The organism is Achromobacter denitrificans NBRC 15125 (assembly GCF_001571365.1).
GTDB lineage: Bacteria > Pseudomonadota > Gammaproteobacteria > Burkholderiales > Burkholderiaceae_B > Achromobacter > Achromobacter denitrificans.
On sequence record NZ_BCTQ01000054.1, the window covers coordinates 20,606 to 35,286 of the forward strand.

The window sequence follows — 14,681 nt, forward strand, 5'->3', positions numbered from 1 at the left end:
GTTGCGCCTTATGGTTCGGGCCGGCTCAGTTGAGGGCGGCCGAGGCGGTCTTGACCGGGTTGCGCTGCGCGGCAACCATGGGGACGACGGTGGGGGCCACGGGGTCGCCCGGGCGGATGCGCTGCAGCCCGTTGACGACGATGCGCTCGCCGGCTTCGAGTCCGGAATCGACCACGCGCAGGCCGTCCTGGTTGGCGCCGAGCCTCACCTGGCGGTAGACGGCATGGTTCTTGTCGTCCAGCACCAGCACGTAGCGCTTGTCCTGGTCGGTGCCGATGGCGCGTTCGTCGATCAGCACGGCGTTGCGGGGCTCGCTGCCGCCGAGGCGGACGCGGGCGTACAGCCCGGGCAGCAGCAGGCCGTCGGCGTTGTCGAACTCGGCGCGCACGCGGATGGTGCCGGAGGTGGCGTCCAGGCGGTTGTCGACCGACTGCACGACGCCGCTGCGGGAATAGCCTTCCTCGTTGGCCAGGCCCAGCTCCACCGGCACGGCGCCGCTGCGGCCGTTGCGGACCGGATTCACGTAGCGCAGGAAGGTCTGCTCGTCCACGTCGAACGAGGCGTACATCTTCGACACCGAGACCAGGGTGGTCAGCGGCACGGACGCGGCGCCGGCCGCCACCACGTTGCCCACCGTGACTTCCGCGCGCGACACGCGGCCGGCGACGGGCGCCTCGATGCGCGTGTAGCCCAGGTTGAGCTTGGCGTAGTCCAGCGCGGCCTGCGCGCCCTGCAGATTGGCGGCCGCCTCGCGTGCCGCGTTCTGCTTTTCTTCGAAGTCGCGGCGGGCGATGGCGTTGTCGGTCAGCAGCCGCTGGCCGCGGGCCAGTTCGCTGGCGGTGTAGGACGCGCGGGCCCGGGCGGCGGTTAGCGCGGCGGCGGCGCGGTCGACCTCGGCCGCGTAGGGGCGCGGGTCGATGGTGAAGAGCACGTCGCCCTTCTTGACGATGCTGCCGTCCTGGAAATGCACGGCCGTCAGGGTGCCGGACACCAGCGGGCGGATATCGACGCGGTCGATGGCTTCCAGGCGGCCGGAGTAGCGCTGCCAGTCCACGATGGTCTTGTTCAATACCTCGGCCACTTCCACCGGCGTCGCCGCGGGGGCGGTCTGCGCCTGGGCGGCGTTGGCCCCGGCGGGGGCGCGGAAGAGGGCATAACCGCCGCCGGCCGCGATGACGGCTGCGAAAACGGCGAGCACAGCAATACGATGACGCGAAACCATGATGTTTCCTTGAGTGATGTCGGGACGGAAGCGCGCTTGCCCCGAGCCTGGGGGCGGGAGGCGGCAACGGCGGTCCGGGGATGCCAGTCCTCAGGATCCGGTTGGTATGCTGCGTTGCAGCATGAGGCGCTGTCGCGCTGTCGAGGCAAAGGCGCCTTGGCGGGGCGGGTCTTCGCGGTGACCGGAATCTGAGGGTTGACATGCCCTGTCGGAGGCGCCTGGCGGCAAGGGCACTTCAAGATGGTTTGCATTCTGAGTGTTTTACGGGGGCGGATAAACCCATGTGTTTCGGCAACAATAGTCGGTCAGATCGACTAATCGGCGGCGAAATCGGGTTATGCTCCTTTCACCCCGACTTATTTGCCCCAAGGACACCGTCGCCATGGACCGTTTTCAGGCTATGCAGGTGTTTGTGCGCGTCGTGGATGCCAACAGCTTCACCCGGGCGGCCGACAGCCTCTCGCTTCCGCGCACCACCGTCACCACCATCATCCAGAATCTCGAACGCCTGCTGGGCGTGCGTCTGCTCAACCGCACCACGCGCCGCATCGGCCTGACGCCGGACGGCGCCGGGTACTACCAGCATTGCGTGCGCATCCTGGCCGACGTAGAGGAAACCGAGGCGTGCTTCCAGGAAGCGGCCCTGCGCCTGAAGGGCCGGCTGCGCATCGACGTGCCCACCAGCATCGGGCGGCTGATCCTGATCCCCGCATTGTGTGATTTCCACGACAAATACCCGGACGTGGAACTGGTGCTGGGCCTGGGAGACCGTCCGGTCGACATGGTGCAGGAGGCCGTGGATTGCGTGATCCGCGCCGGCGACCTGGAAGACTCCAGCCTGGTCGCGCGCCGCATCGGCACCTTGCAGACTGTCACCTGCGCCGCGCCTGCTTACGTGGCGCGCCATGGCTTGCCGCAGACCATCGAAGCCCTGCGCGATCACCACGCGGTGCACTATTTCTCCAGCCGCACCGGCCGCAACTGCGCCTGGGACTTCAACGTCGACGGCAAGCACCAGGAAGTCGACATGCAGGGGGCGGTGGCGGTGAACGAGGCCGGCGCCTACCTGGATTGCGGGCTCAAGGGCTTCGGCCTGATCCAGGTGCCCCGCTATATGGCTCTGCCCCACCTGCAATCGGGCGAGCTGATCGAAGTGCTGCCCCAGTGGAAGCCCAGCGCCACGGCGATCTCGGTGCTGTATCCGCAGAGCCGGCAGCTGTCGCCCAAGGTGCGCGCCTTCACCGACTGGGTGGCGGAACTGTTCGCGGGCTGCCCGCTGCTGAGCGGGCGCGACGAGACCGATCCGGCCGCCGCCCACTGCGGCGTCTATGCGCGCAGCCAGGGCACGCTGGCCGCCAGCCTGCCCAGCCCGACCCTGCCCGCCGTGCCGGCGCGCCGCCGCAGCGCGCGCGAAGAGGCCGCCGAATACGCGCTTTGATCGGGGACGGGGCGGCGGAGAATTTTTTCCGCCGCCCTGGGTAACACGGGAAACCCCGTAGTAAATACAATCCTTGCGTCCCTCGTATTGCGCGAAACGTCTGTATAGTCCGACAGTCAAAGCCTTACAACGCACTTACTGTCGATCCGCTCTATGCAGCCTGTACTACCCGCCTACCTGATCGCCCGTTGGCTTTTGTTGCTCGTGTTGTTGGCGGGGGTGTATTTCCTTAGCGGCTTCCTGGTCCCCGCCCTGGCGGCGCTGATCATCGGCCTGGCCAGTTGGCCCCTGTACCAACGACTGCTTGCCCGCTGCGGCGGCCGCAACGCGCTCGCCGCCTCGCTGGCCCTGCTGGTGGTGATCGTCGTGCTGATCGTGCCGATGTCGCTGGCGCTGTCCTACGCCATCAAGGAAGCCAGCGCCTTCTTCGCCTGGGCCATCGCGGCCAACCGCCATGGCGTGGCCGTGCCAAACTGGATTACGTCGATGCCGGTGGTGGGCGAACGCCTGGGCCAGTACTGGGAGTCCTATATCGGGCAGCCCCACGCGCTGGGCGCGCTGGTGGAGGCCGTCAGCGGCGAGCACCTGGGCAACATCTACCGCATGGTCCTGGCGGCCACGGGCAATGTGTTCCAGCTGCTGCTGACCGTGCTGTTCATGCTGATCACGCTGTTCTTCGTCTACAAGGACGGCATCCGCATGGTGGCCCAGCTGGACGTGCTGGGCGAACGCATCCTGCCCGCGCGCTGGCAGCGCTTCTCGCGCGTGGTGCCGGCCACCATCAACTCCACCGTCACCGGCATGGGCCTGATCGCGCTGGGCGAGGGCGTGGTGCTGGGGATCGCCTACTGGGTGGCGGGCGTGCCGTCGCCGGTGCTGCTGGGCGTGGTCACGGGCTTCATGGCCCTGATACCGGGCGGCGCGCCGCTGTCGTTCACCCTGGTGTCGCTGTACCTGGTGGGCTCGGGCCACCTGGTGGCGGGCATCGCCCTGATGGTGTGGGGCAGCGTGGAGCTCTTCATCGTCGACAAGACGCTGCGCCCGCGCCTGGTGGGAGGCCCCGTCAAGCTGCCGTTCCTGCCCACCTTCTTCGGGCTGGTGGGAGGCGTGAAGACCATGGGCATCGTCGGCCTGTTCGTCGGCCCCGTGCTGATGGCCCTGCTGGTGGCGGTCTGGCGCGAGTGGGTGCACCACGAAGTCCAGGAGCGCGACGCCGCCCGGCTGAATCCGCCGACGCTCTGACGCCGGGCCGGCCGGCGGTTTTGGTAATCTAGCCATCCCCGCGTATGCCGGCGCCTGGCCGGCGCGCGCCTGCGCCACGTGCAGACGCTTTGCAGCTTACGCCGCGGGGTGTGAGGATCGAGATGTCCGGGTTACTGCTTGATGATCAGATAGCCGTCCTGCGCGAGCAGGGATTCGTGGTGCTGCGCCAGTTCGCGGACCCGGAACGGGTGGCGGCGCTGCGCGCCCTGGCCGAACGCCACCTGCGCGAGCACGTGGCGCCCATCGAATACGAAGCCGACCTGCGCTATCCCGGCGCGCCGGAGTCCCGCGCCGCCGAGGGCGGCCTCACGGTCAGGCGCCTGCTGGGCGCGTACGCCCGCGACCCGCTGTTCGCCCAATGGGCCACGGACCCGCGCATCGGGCAGTGGCTGGCGCGCTACTTCGGCGAGAAGCCGGTGCTGTCCACCGTGCACCACAATTGCGTCATGACCAAGCATCCCGCCTACGGCAGCCTGACGGGCTGGCACCAGGACATCCGCTATTGGTCGTTTTCCGATACCGACCTGGTGTCCTGTTGGCTGGCGCTGGGATCGGAGACGCCGGCCAACGGCGGGCTGTCCTTCATCCCGGGCTCGCACGCGGCCGCCTACCGGCCCGAACAATTCGACGCGCAGAAATTCTTCCGCGACGACGCGCCCGAGAATGCCGAATGGATCGCCCGCGCGGTCAGCCCCGAACTGCAGGCGGGCGACGTGGTGTTCTTCCATTGCCGCACCCTGCACGCGGCGCCGGGCAACAGCAGCGACCGCGTGAAGTTGTCGGTGGTGCATACCTACCACCCGCAATCCTGCCACCCCGTGCCGGGCACCCGCTCCGCGTCGCAACCGGGCGTACCCTTGGAGTAGCCGGCGGGGCCAGCCAAATCGATTGGTATCTGCTATTAATAATTGAATTACAATTAATATCAGCGCACTGCGCATGGTTGGACCGGCCTCGTCCCGCCATGCGCCGTTTTCCGCGCCGCATCCCAGAACTCGAAAAGGCTGTTTCCTGTGCGCACTCCACCCCTCGCCGACACGGAAAAAACGCAGGCGACGACCGAGACCCGGTCTTCGCTCTTCGTAGGCTCCACCGAAAAGGCCTTCCAGGTCCTGCACGCGTTCGATGGCCCCAAGCGCCACATGACCCTGGCGGACATCGCCCGCGCCTCCGGCCTGGACCGCAGCGCCACGCAGCGCCTGGTCTACACGCTGGAAACGCTGGGCTACCTGCGCCGCATCCCCGACACCCGCAACTACGGGCTGACGCCGAAGGTGCTGCAGTTTTCGTACAACTACGTGCGCGCCAACGAACTCATCGACAAGGCCTCGCCCTATCTGCTGGACATCAGCCGCACGCTCGGCGAAACCACCAACCTGCAGGAACTGGACGGCCACGAGATCGTCTTCGTGGCGCGCTTCCCCGGCCATCACCTGGTCAACGTCGACATTGCCGTGGGCAGCCGGCTTCCCGCCTATTTCACGGCCTCGGGCACCGCGATCCTGTCGCGCCTGTCCGACGAGCAGCGCCGCGAAATCCTGGCGCAGACGCGGCTGGAGGCGATCACGCCCTATACCGAGATCAACCCGGAGAAACTGCTGGAACGCGTCCGGCGCGTGGCGGAGAAGGGTTACGCGATCATCGTGAACGAGACGGTGCTGGGCGACATCTCTGTCGCGGCGCCGGTCATCGATCATCGGGGGCTGGCGGTGGCCGCGATCAATATTGCGGTGCCGACGACGCGGTGGACGGTGGCGAGGGTCGAGGCTGAGTTGGCGCCGCATGTGCAGGTGGCGGCGACTTCGATTTCGAAGTCGAAGTTTTCGGGGTATTCGAGGTAGGGGTTCGCCCGTCGTCGCGGACGCCACGGCCGCTCGCGCCCCGGGCATACGCGGGTTTGGGCGTCGAAACGGTGATCCGTAGGATGGGTGTAGCGCGAGATCGCCGGCACAGGAACACCGGCGCCAAGCGCGCGTAACCCATCACCGCAACGCACACATCCATGATGGGTTACGTGCGATGAACGCCCGTGTTCGCGGGTAGACCCGGACGCACTTCACCCATCCTACGCGTTACACCGACGCAAGACGCCGTAAGCCCCCAAAGGCCCCCGCGCGGCCGGCCTGGGGGGCGGGCGTTTCAAGGACCAGCCCATCGCCCCAAGGAACGACCGCTCTCGCCCTTAAGCAACCCCTTCAAACTCCCGAAGCAAAGGAACCAGCTCCGCCCGTAACGCTGCCTGCAGGCCGTCGGCGGGCGCCACCAGCGGATCCAGCACCTCGGGCGCATCCACGCCGATCAAATCCATCACGGACTTCATCGGCCCCGGATTCGTTTCTGCGAACGCCAGGTTCATCAAGGGAATCAGGCGGCGATGAAGTTCCATCGACTCCCGCGTGCGTCCCTCGGACGCCAGCTCGTAGACCTTGCGCCAGGCCGTGGGCAGCAGGCTGGCCGTCACCACGATGCCGCCGCGCGCGCCCGCGGCCAGGTGCACGGGCAGCAGCGTGTCTTCGCCGCTGAACACCGCGAAAGAGTCGTCCACGCCCGCCACGGTGCGCAGGAAATGGTACATGTCCGTGTTGCACGCCTTCATGCCGATGATGTTCTCGTGGCGCGAGAGTTCGTGCAGCACCTCGGGCGCGATCGCGATGCGGGTGCGGTACGGAATTTCGTAAATCATCACGGGCAGGGGCGAGGCGTCGGCATAGCGCAGGAAATACTCGCGGATGCCGGCCTGCGTGGGCGTGGTGTAGTAGGGGGTCAGCACCATCAGCGCGTCGGCGCCGGCGTCGGCGAACTCCTGGCCGGCCTGGAGCGCGTCGTGGAAGCCGGGGTCCAGCACGCCGGGGATCACCGGCACGCGGCCCTGCACCGCGTCCACCGTCAGCTTGCACATGCGGATGCGCTCGGCGCGCGCCAGGGCGCCGTACTCGCCGGTGCCGCCCAGCGGCACGATGCCGTCGATGCCCTGCTTGAGCAGGTAGGCGATCAGGGCCTGCGCGGCCGGGACATTGATGCTGTCGTCGGCGTTGACGGGGGTGGGAATGGCGGGAAAGACTCCGCGCAGTTGGGTTGCGTTCAACATGAAACGTATCCTATGAGGTGAAACGGGCGCGGATCAGCCGGCCAGGCTGCGGCGGCGCAGCCGGTCAGCCAGCCAGATCAGCGCGGCAATGAAGAGAAAAAGGCAGGTGGAGACGGCCGCGATCACCGGAGAGATCTGCAAGGTCACCTCGTCCCAGAACTGCTTGGGCAGCGTGGCGTTCAGGCCGCCCGACGCGAACAGCGCGATGGTCAGCTCGTCGAAGGACGTGGCGAACGCGAACAGGAACGACGACATCAGCCCCGCGCCCAGGATCGGGAACGTCACGAAGCGCAGCGTGGCCCAGGGGCCCGCGCCCAGGCTTTGCGCGGCCAGGTCCAGGCGCGTGTCGTAGTTGCGCAGCACCGCCATCATGGTGATCACCACGTACGGAACGGCCACCACCGTGTGCGCCAGGATCAGGCCGATGGTCGAGCCGACCAGGCCCACGCGGGCGAAGAAATAGAACATGCCCACGGCGATGATCATGCGCGGCACCACGATGGGCGACAGCACGAAGGCCAGCATGGCCGACTTGCCGCGCATGTTGGCGCGCACCAGCAGGAAGGCGGCCGGCGTGCCGATGAGCATGGCCAGCAGCCCCGTGCCCACGCCCACGATGAGCGAGCGCGTGATCGCCTGCATCCACACGGGCGAGGTGAACATCTGCTCGTACCATTGCAGCGAGAAGCCCTTGGGCGGCCAGGTCAGGCCCGAGCCGGAATCGAACGACAGCGGGATCATCAGGAAAGCGGGCGCGGAGAGGAAAGCCAGCACCAGCAGCACGATCCACCACAGCGTGCGCGATTGCCCGGTGCCCGACACCGAGCGCCGCAGGCGCTTGGGCAGCAGGCCGAACAGCCGGTCCGAGATCTCGGCCAGCATCGTCAGCACGGCGTCGCCGACGCGGCGGCCCAGGCCTTCCCGGCCCGATGCCCGCACCCGGGTGGAGGCGGCGCCCGTCATCGTGGACAGCCCCAGCACCTTGTCGTAGATCGCGAACACCACCAGCACCACGACCAGCAGCAGCACCGACACGGCGCCGGCGAACTCCCAGTTCATGGTCTGCTGGACCTGGTCGATGATGATCTGCGTGATCATCGTTTCCTTGCGCCCGCCCAGCAGCGCGGGCGTGATGAAGAAGCCGATGGCGGTCACGAACACCATGATGGCGGCGGCCGCCACGCCCGGCATCGACAAGGGGAAATAGATCTTCCAGAAGGCCGTGCCGGGACGCGCGCCCAGGGTGGAGGCGGCCCGCGGCAGGTTGCGGTCGATGTTCTCCATGACCGACAGCATCGTCAGCACCGCCAGCGGCATCAGCGCGTGCACCATGCCCACCAGCACGCTGCCGAAGTTGTAGAGCAGGTTGGCGGGCGCATCCAGGATGCCCAGCGCCTGCAGCAGCTGGTTGACCACGCCGTTGCGGCCCAGCAGCACCACCCAGGCGAAGGTCCGCACCAGGAAGCTGGTCCAGAACGACAGCAGCACCCAGAACAGGAGCGAGGTCTTGCGGCGGGCCGAGAGGCTGGAGATCAGATAGGCCACCGGGTAGCCGGCGACCACCGAGAAGAACGTCGTCCACAGCGAGATCTTCAGCGTGATCAGCAGCACGTTCACGTACACGGACGATTCGAACAGCCGGTGATACTGCGTCAGCGAGAAACCCTGTTCGCCGAACACGCTCAACAGCAGCAGCTGGCCCACCGGGTAGATGAGCAGCACCAGAAGCAGCGCCACCAGGGGCGCCGCCATCAGGAAATGGCGGCGCCCCTGGCTCATGCGCTTGCGGGGAGGGGCGAGAGTCGTCATGCGCTTACTCCGGGATGGCGACGGCGTCGGCGGCCTGCCAGCTGACCGACAGGGATTGGCCGATGGCGTAGTGCTCGGCCTGGCGCTGCGTGGGGTAGGCGACCACGATGGGCTCGGCGTCCGCCACGCCCGTATCCAGGTAGAGCTTGGTCAGGCTGCCGGTGACCATCACGTCCAGCAGCTTGCCCGTCAGAGACGGGCCGGCTTCGCGGGCCGCTTCGACGCGCAGGTTCTGCGGGCGCAACATCAGCGTGACCTTCTGGCCGGCGCGCACGGGGGCGCCGTTGGACAGGGCCTGCCCGGTCACGCCCTGGCGCTCCAGCCCGACCGTGAGCGTCTCGCCGTCGACCGAGGAAACCACGCCGCGCAGCAGATTGGATTCGCCCAGGAAATCGGCCACGAACAGGGTGCGCGGGCGGAAGTACAGATCCGCCGGCGTGCCCAGCTGTTCGATCGCGCCGCCGTTCATCAGGCAGATGCGGTCGGACATGGTCATCGCCTCTTCCTGGTCGTGGGTCACGTAGACGATGGTGGTGCCCAGCTCGCGGTGGATGCGCTTGATCTCCAGCTGCATCTGGTCGCGCAGCTTCTTGTCCAGCGCGCCCAGCGGCTCGTCCATGAGGATGATCGCGGGGCGGTAGACCATGCAGCGGGCAAGCGCGATGCGCTGCTGCTGGCCCCCGGACAGCTCGCGCGGCAGCCGCGCCGCCACGTGGGGCAGGCGCACCATCTCCAGGGCCTCCATCGCGCGGCGGCGGGCCTCGGCCGCCGGCACCTTGCGCATCTTCAGCGGGAACGCGATGTTCTCTTCGATGCTCATGTGCGGAAACAGCGCGTAGTTCTGGAACACCATGCCGATGTCGCGCTCGTAAGGCGCGCCGTAGGTCACGTCCGCGCCGTCGATCAGCACGCGGCCTTCGTCGGGCTGGGCCAGCCCGGCGATCAGGCTCAGCAGGGTGGTCTTGCCCGAGCCGGAGGGGCCCAGAAGGGTCAGGAATTCGCCGCGGGCGACGTCCAGGTGCGTGGGCGCCAGCGCGACGAAGTCGCCGTAGCGTTTGCCCAGGCCCGAGATTTGCAGATTGGAGGAAGACATGGTGATCGACGAGAAAGGAGTTACTTCAGGACCCAGCCGTTGAAACGCTCAAGCACGTCGCGCTGCTTGTCCAGCCAGTAGGCGGCGTTGATGTGCAGGCCCGTCTTGATGTTGTCGGGATGGGTCGGGCAATTGCGGGCGACGTCGGCCTTGATGTAGTCGAAGGCGGCGGGCTGCGTCACGCCGGCGGCGAAGTACTCGACCAGCGCGGCCTGGCGCTTGGGATCGGAGGCGAACTTGATGAACTCGCGGCAGGCGTCGGCGTTCGGCGTGCCCTTGAGGATCGACCAGTTGTCGCAGCCCCAGATGTTCTGGTCCCAGACGATCTGCACCGGCGCGCCGTTGGCGATCGCGGATTGCGCGCGCGAAACCCAGGTGGCGATCATGTCGACCTCGCCCGAGCCCAGCATCTGCTCGACCTGGGCGCCGGTGTTCCACCACACGTCGACCGCCGGCTTGATCTTGTCCAGGCTGGCCAGCGCGCGGTCGATGTCGCAGGGATAGACCTTGTCGGTCGGCACGCCGTCGGCCATCAGCGCTTCTTCGATCGTGTCGAACGGATGCTTGCGCAGGCCGCGGCGGCCGGGGATGTTCTTCACGTCCCAGAAGTCCGCCCACGAGGCGGGCGCGCGGCGGCCCTTGAAGGCGTCGGTGCGATAGGCCAGGACCGTGGTGTAGACGTTGTTCCCCACGCCGTAGGGCGACATGTACTGCTTGGGGATGGTGGCCACCACGGGGTCGGATTCGAGGCCGTGCTTCTCCAGGTATACCTTGCCGCCTTCGGTCAGCATCAGGATGGCGGGCTGGCTGATCTTGGCCATGTCCCAGGTGTAGTTGCCGGTGTCCACCATGCTGCGGATCTGCGCGGTGGGCTCGGCGTTGGCCTGCACGCCCACCACCTGGATGCCGGTGGCTTCCGAGAACGGCTTGTAGAACACGGCGCCATAGGCCTTGCTGTAGATGCCGCCGTCGTCGCGCACGACGATGCGCTTGGAGGCCGCGCGCGACGGCGTCCAGATCATGGGCATGGCCAGGGCGGCGGCGCCGGCGGCCACGGTCTTGAGCGCGTTGCGGCGCGAGGCGTTATGGGAGGTCGGTTTCATTGAGGGCTCCTACGGATCGAGAACGACGGCTCAAGGCAGCAAGCGGCCGGGGTTGAAAAGATGGTCGGGATCGAAGGCCTGCTTCACGGCGCGCATCATCGCCAGTTCCACCGGCGACTTGTAGTGCGCCATTTCGGCGAGCGAGCTGCGGCCCACGCCGTGCTCCGCGCTGAACGTGCCGCCCAGCGCGTCGGCCACGTCGTTGACGGCGCGGCGGATGGCGGCGGCCATGGCGTCGCGGTCGGGCAGCGCGTTCCAGGCATCGAAAGTGAAGAACGGGATGAAGTGCACGTTGCCGTCACCCAGGTGGGCCACGATCAGCACGGGCAGGCCGGGCACCAGCGCGCGCACGGCGCGCGTGGCTTCGTCGATGAAGCGGGGCACGGCGGACACGGGCACGGCGGTATCGGTGGTGAGGCCCACGCCGGCCTTCTTATTGCCTTCCGACACGCTGTGGCGCACTTCCCAGAGCGCGGCGCGTTGCGCGCCGTTGCTCGCGACCACCGCGTCGCGCAGCAGGCCCTGTTCGGATGCCTGCTCCAGGATCTGTTGCAGCAGGTCCTGGAGGCCGGCGTCGCCGCCGGTGTCGGACAGCTCCACCAGCACATGCCAGGGATGGACGCCGGCGAGCGGGTTCTTGCGGCCCGGCACGTGCTCCATGACCACGTCCAGCTGGTTGCTGTCGATCATCTCGAAGGCCGACAGGCGCGAACCGCAGGCACGCTGGAACCGGCCCAGGATATCGAGCGCGGCCTGCGGGCTTTCGGGAGCCAGCCACGCGACCGCGTGCGCGGTGGGCAGGGGGTGCAGCTTGAGCACGGCGGCCGTGACGATGCCCATCGTGCCTTCGGCCCCGATGAACAGATGCTTGAGGTCGTAACCGGTATTGTTCTTGCGCAGCGCGGTCAGGCCGTTCCAGATCGAACCGTCGGGCAGCACCACTTCCAGGCCCAGGATGTTGTCGCGCGTATTGCCATAGCGCAGCACGCCGGTGCCGCCGGCATTGGTGGCGATGGTGCCGCCGATCTGGCACGAACCTTCCGCGCCCAGGCTGATCGGATACAGCCTGCCTTCGGCGGCGGCCGCGTCCTGCACCGCGGCCAGGACGCAGCCGGCCTCGACTTCCATGGAGTTGTTGGCGGCGTCCACGCGGCGGATCCGGCGCATGCGCGACAGATTCACGATGACGGGCGGCCGCCCCTCGGCCGCGGGCACCGCGCCGCCGCACAGGCTGGTATTGCCGCCCTGCGGCAGCACGGGCGTGCCGTGGGCGTGGCACAGGCGCACGATTTCCGACACTTGCCGCGTATCGCCGGGCAGCGCAACGCACAGCGCCGGGCCCTTGTACCGGCCCCGCCAGTCTTCGGTATAGCCGGCCAGGTCGGCCTCGGAATGGAGGAGGGCGTCCGCGCCCAGGGCCTGGGCCAGCGCGTCTAGCAGGGGGGTGCCGTTGGTCATGTCTGTGATCCCGGAAAGGGGCTCGGGAACCATGAGGACCGAGCGAATTCAGGCACAGCATACGATTACTTAAATTGCTTTTCGATTTAAATAATCTCAATACAATTGAATCTAGGGTATGTCCTAGGAGAGCCGGACCGGCGTTTCCGCAGCGCTGCGACGCCAGCCCGCCGAACGGGAGTGCCCGGGATCGATCGGTATTGCGATTTTTAAAATGATCGAAATACAATCATATCGTTCGTTATACGATTCATAAGAAAGACTCGAAAAGCCACGGGAACCAAGGAAGAGAGATGCTGCCCAGCGTGATGGATTACCGGCGGCGCGCGCAAAAGCGTCTGCCCCGGCTGGCGTTCGATTACCTGGAGGGCGGGGCCGAGGACGGCATCGCGATGGCGCGCAACGCCTCGGCGTGGGCCGACCTCGAATTCCGTCCCGACGTGCTGGTGGACGTTTCGGAATGCCGGCTCGACGTGCCGCTGCTGGGCGCCACGGCCGCGATGCCGGCCATCGTGGGGCCTACGGGGCTGAACGGCCTGTTCTGGCCCGATGCGGACATCCACCTGGCGCGCGCGGCGCACCAGGCGGGTGTGCCCTTCGTGCTGTCCACGGCGTCCACGTCCCTGCTGGAAGACGTGCGCGCGGCCACCAGCGGCGAACTCTGGCTGCAGCTCTACGTGCAGCGCGACCGCCGCATCGCCGAGCACTTGATGGACCGCGCCTGGCAGAGCGGCTACACCGTGCTCTTCCTGACCGTGGACGTGCCGGTGCACGGCAACCGCGATCACGACAAGCGCAACGGCTTCAAGCTGCCCCTGCGGCCGTCGCGCCGCCTGCTGCTGGACCTGGCCGCGCATCCCGGCTGGTGCTGGCGCATGCTGCGCCATGGCGGCCCGCAACTGAAGAATCTGGCGGTCAGCTCCAATGCGCGTGAAAACATCACGGAGCAGGCATCGGCCCTCAGCCGCCAGATGGATCTGGCGTTGAGCTGGGATGACGTCGCCTGGCTGCGCCGCGCCTGGCGCGGCCGCATCGTCATCAAGGGCATCCAGGGATTGGCCGACGCGCGCCGCGCGCAAGCGCAGGGCGTGGACGGTATCGTCCTGTCCAACCATGGCGGGCGCCAGCTGGAAAGCGCGCCCTGCCCGCTGGAAGTGCTGCCCGAAGTGGCGGCCGAGCTGGGGCAGTCGATGGAGATCCTGGTGGACGGCGGCGTTCGCCGCGGCAGCGACATCGCCAAGGCGGTGGCGCTGGGCGCGCGCGCCGTGCTCCTGGGTCGCGCGCCCTTGTACGGGCTGGCGGGGCGCGGGCCGGCGGGCGCGGACGAGGTGCTGGCCATCCTGCGCGCCGAACTCGAAAACACCCTCAGGCTGCTGGGCCGCAGCCGCATCGGCGCGCTGGATGCGGACGCGGTCCGCCGGCGCTGACATTTCCCCCCCACTTCCATCGGAACGACATGCGCGAAAAAATAGCTTTCATCGGCGGCGGCAACATGGCCAGCGCCATCATCGACGGCCTGCTCGGCCAGGGCCGGGCAGCGGCCGATTTCCTGGTGGTCGAGCCCTATGCCCCCGCGCGCGACGCCCTGCTCGCGCGCGGCCTGGCCTGCCGCGAGACCGCCGGCCCCGAACTGGGCGATGCCGCGCTGTGCGTGCTGGCGACCAAGCCGCAGGTCCTGCGCGAGGCTTGCGCGCAGGTCGGGCGGCACCTGCCGGCCGATGCCGCGGTGGTCAGCATCGCGGCGGGCGTCGAGCTGGCTTCGCTGTCCGGCTGGCTGGGCGGCCATGCGCGTATCGTGCGCGCCATGCCGAACACGCCGGCCAAGGTGGGCCTGGGCATGACCGGCCTGTACGCCACGGCGGCCTGCGGCCCGGCCGAGCGCGCCCGGGTGGACGCCCTGTTCGCGGCGGTGGGCGAGCGCATCTGGACCGACAGCGAAGCCATGATCGACGCCGTCACCGCCGTGACCGGCAGCGGGCCGGGCTATGTGTTCCATTTCATGGCGGCGCTGGAAAAGGGCGCGGAGGAACTGGGCTTCTCGCCCGCCGACGCGCGCCGCCTCGCGGTGTCCGCCTTCCGCGGCGCGGCCGCGCTCGCGGCCAGCGAAACGGCGCCGCTGACCGAATTGCAGGACCGCGTCACCTCCAAGGGCGGCACCACCTACGCGGCGCTGTCGCACATGCGGGCGGCGGGCGTGGCGCCGGCCA

The 14,681-nt window shown here is 68.0% G+C and carries 12 protein-coding genes; 6 read left to right on the forward strand and 6 right to left on the reverse strand.

From position 1 onward, the window contains the following. Window positions 1-25: 25 nt before the first annotated feature. The gene (locus tag ADE01S_RS28250; protein ID WP_062685090.1) at window positions 26-1,222 is read right to left on the reverse strand and encodes an efflux RND transporter periplasmic adaptor subunit; all 1,197 of its coding nucleotides are present in this window, start codon (window positions 1,220-1,222) and stop codon (window positions 26-28) included. A gap of 382 nt (window positions 1,223-1,604) precedes the next feature. Between ADE01S_RS28250 and ADE01S_RS28255 the strand changes: the two genes are divergently transcribed. The 4 genes from ADE01S_RS28255 to ADE01S_RS28270 all read left to right on the forward strand — a co-directional run bounded on the left by ADE01S_RS28255 (window position 1,605) and on the right by ADE01S_RS28270 (window position 5,764). Further along, entirely contained in the window at window positions 1,605-2,660 is a 1,056-nt protein-coding gene (locus ADE01S_RS28255; protein ID WP_062685091.1) for a LysR family transcriptional regulator, read from the forward strand. 153 nt (window positions 2,661-2,813) lie between these two features. Further along, window positions 2,814-3,902 carry an AI-2E family transporter gene (locus ADE01S_RS28260; protein WP_062685092.1) on the forward strand — a complete coding sequence of 363 codons (1,089 nt, stop codon included), beginning with the start codon at window positions 2,814-2,816 and terminating at the stop codon, window positions 3,900-3,902. Between the two features lie 122 nt (window positions 3,903-4,024). Next, window positions 4,025-4,789, forward strand: a complete 765-nt coding sequence (locus ADE01S_RS28265) for a phytanoyl-CoA dioxygenase family protein (RefSeq protein ID WP_062685093.1) — start codon at window positions 4,025-4,027, stop codon at window positions 4,787-4,789. A 147-nt stretch (window positions 4,790-4,936) separates the two neighbouring features. Continuing rightward, the gene (locus tag ADE01S_RS28270) at window positions 4,937-5,764 is read left to right on the forward strand and encodes an IclR family transcriptional regulator (RefSeq protein WP_062685094.1); all 828 of its coding nucleotides are present in this window, start codon (window positions 4,937-4,939) and stop codon (window positions 5,762-5,764) included. Window positions 5,765-6,105: 341 nt separating this feature from the next. Here ADE01S_RS28270 and dapA read toward each other — a convergent pair whose 3' ends face one another. Genes dapA through ADE01S_RS28295 form a run of 5 tightly spaced genes read right to left on the reverse strand, consistent with a single transcriptional unit; the run spans window position 6,106 to window position 12,474 of the window. Next, window positions 6,106-7,011: a 4-hydroxy-tetrahydrodipicolinate synthase gene (dapA, locus tag ADE01S_RS28275; protein ID WP_062685095.1), complete on the reverse strand. Its 906-nt coding sequence runs from the start codon at window positions 7,009-7,011 to the stop codon at window positions 6,106-6,108. A gap of 33 nt (window positions 7,012-7,044) precedes the next feature. Beyond that, window positions 7,045-8,820, reverse strand: coding sequence for an ABC transporter permease subunit (locus tag ADE01S_RS28280; protein ID WP_062685096.1), 1,776 nt, complete (start codon window positions 8,818-8,820; stop codon window positions 7,045-7,047). Between the two features lie 4 nt (window positions 8,821-8,824). Continuing rightward, entirely contained in the window at window positions 8,825-9,913 is a 1,089-nt protein-coding gene (locus tag ADE01S_RS28285; protein ID WP_062685097.1) for an ABC transporter ATP-binding protein, read from the reverse strand. A 20-nt stretch (window positions 9,914-9,933) separates the two neighbouring features. After that, window positions 9,934-11,016 carry an ABC transporter substrate-binding protein gene (locus tag ADE01S_RS28290; RefSeq protein ID WP_062685098.1) on the reverse strand — a complete coding sequence of 361 codons (1,083 nt, stop codon included), beginning with the start codon at window positions 11,014-11,016 and terminating at the stop codon, window positions 9,934-9,936. A 30-nt stretch (window positions 11,017-11,046) separates the two neighbouring features. Continuing rightward, complete coding sequence (locus ADE01S_RS28295) at window positions 11,047-12,474, reverse strand: FAD-binding oxidoreductase (RefSeq protein ID WP_062685099.1); 1,428 nt, start codon at window positions 12,472-12,474, stop codon at window positions 11,047-11,049. A 293-nt stretch (window positions 12,475-12,767) separates the two neighbouring features. On the opposite strand from ADE01S_RS28295, the gene ADE01S_RS28300 reads away from it, so the two are divergent. Both ADE01S_RS28300 and proC read left to right on the forward strand, forming a co-directional pair. Then, window positions 12,768-13,901 carry an alpha-hydroxy acid oxidase gene (locus tag ADE01S_RS28300; RefSeq protein WP_062685100.1) on the forward strand — a complete coding sequence of 378 codons (1,134 nt, stop codon included), beginning with the start codon at window positions 12,768-12,770 and terminating at the stop codon, window positions 13,899-13,901. 29 nt (window positions 13,902-13,930) lie between these two features. Beyond that, the coding region (gene proC / locus ADE01S_RS28305; protein ID WP_062685101.1) for a pyrroline-5-carboxylate reductase at window positions 13,931-14,681 on the forward strand (751 nt) is incomplete at its 3' end.

Coding starts and splice junctions, on each gene's coding strand:
- ADE01S_RS28250 (WP_062685090.1), bottom strand. CDS start 1,222: ATGGTTTCGCGTCATCGTATTGCTGTGCTCGCCGTTTTCGCAGCCGTC.
- ADE01S_RS28255 (WP_062685091.1), top strand. CDS start 1,605: ATGGACCGTTTTCAGGCTATGCAGGTGTTTGTGCGCGTCGTGGATGCC.
- ADE01S_RS28260 (WP_062685092.1), top strand. CDS start 2,814: ATGCAGCCTGTACTACCCGCCTACCTGATCGCCCGTTGGCTTTTGTTG.
- ADE01S_RS28265 (WP_062685093.1), top strand. CDS start 4,025: ATGTCCGGGTTACTGCTTGATGATCAGATAGCCGTCCTGCGCGAGCAG.
- dapA (WP_062685095.1), bottom strand. CDS start 7,011: ATGTTGAACGCAACCCAACTGCGCGGAGTCTTTCCCGCCATTCCCACC.
- ADE01S_RS28280 (WP_062685096.1), bottom strand. CDS start 8,820: ATGACGACTCTCGCCCCTCCCCGCAAGCGCATGAGCCAGGGGCGCCGC.
- ADE01S_RS28285 (WP_062685097.1), bottom strand. CDS start 9,913: ATGTCTTCCTCCAATCTGCAAATCTCGGGCCTGGGCAAACGCTACGGC.
- ADE01S_RS28290 (WP_062685098.1), bottom strand. CDS start 11,016: ATGAAACCGACCTCCCATAACGCCTCGCGCCGCAACGCGCTCAAGACC.
- ADE01S_RS28295 (WP_062685099.1), bottom strand. CDS start 12,474: ATGACCAACGGCACCCCCCTGCTAGACGCGCTGGCCCAGGCCCTGGGC.
- ADE01S_RS28300 (WP_062685100.1), top strand. CDS start 12,768: ATGCTGCCCAGCGTGATGGATTACCGGCGGCGCGCGCAAAAGCGTCTG.